We start from the raw sequence: 591 nt of genomic DNA, 5'->3' as shown, positions 1-591 counted from the left end.
TCTATACTTCTGAGTGTAGGCTTGCGTCCGCCCCCGGGCGCACGTTTGCGGTTTGCTAAGGAGTTGAACACGGTGCGTTCATAGGTATCAGCAAACTGAGATAACAGCTCGTTGAATGCTTGGCGGTTAAGTCCAGTCATTTCTCGTAGCAGTCGCTCTTGATTCAGGATGCGGTCTAAGTTCAACATTAATGTCACCCTACTTGTCTGCTTGATTATTATCCCTTATTTTCCAACAACTCTACTGTCAAATTAATCTTATGAGCCTGACATTTCCAAGCCAGTATGACTTTATACCCCGCTACTTCCGACTAGCTTTTACCAACGTCCTATCGAATATTATAGTACCACTGAGTAATTTAGTCAGTATCATGTTCTTAGGTCATCTCTCGGAAATCCACTACCTAGCTGGAGTAGCCCTTGCTGGAAACCTGCTTAACTTTCTCTACTTTGTTTTATCGTTTTTACGAATGGGTACCACTGCGTTAACAGCACAAGCAGTCGGACGAGATGACCGAGAGGGCGTACTGTTGGCGGGACTGCTTAATGGTTTAATTGCTCTGGTGCTGGGGGTGGCGATCATACTGTTACA

Annotated in this window: 1 protein-coding gene and 1 pseudogene; one reads left to right on the top strand and one right to left on the bottom strand. The window is 45.3% G+C overall.

Annotated features, from left to right (window positions below; translation table 11 throughout):
* A pseudogene (locus NWP17_RS15990) lies at positions 1-188 on the bottom strand (transposase family protein); the annotation flags it as partial.
* A gap of 71 nt (positions 189-259) precedes the next feature.
* On the opposite strand from NWP17_RS15990, the gene NWP17_RS15985 reads away from it, so the two are divergent.
* Positions 260-591: MATE family efflux transporter (locus NWP17_RS15985; protein WP_280655867.1), on the top strand; the 332-nt coding region annotated here is incomplete at its 3' end.

Origin of the sequence: Chrysosporum bergii ANA360D, assembly GCF_029891735.1 — a bacterium.
GTDB lineage: Bacteria > Cyanobacteriota > Cyanobacteriia > Cyanobacteriales > Nostocaceae > Umezakia > Umezakia bergii.
Note: the sequence above shows the minus strand (reverse complement) of the source record. Positions and strands in the feature narration are given on the sequence as shown.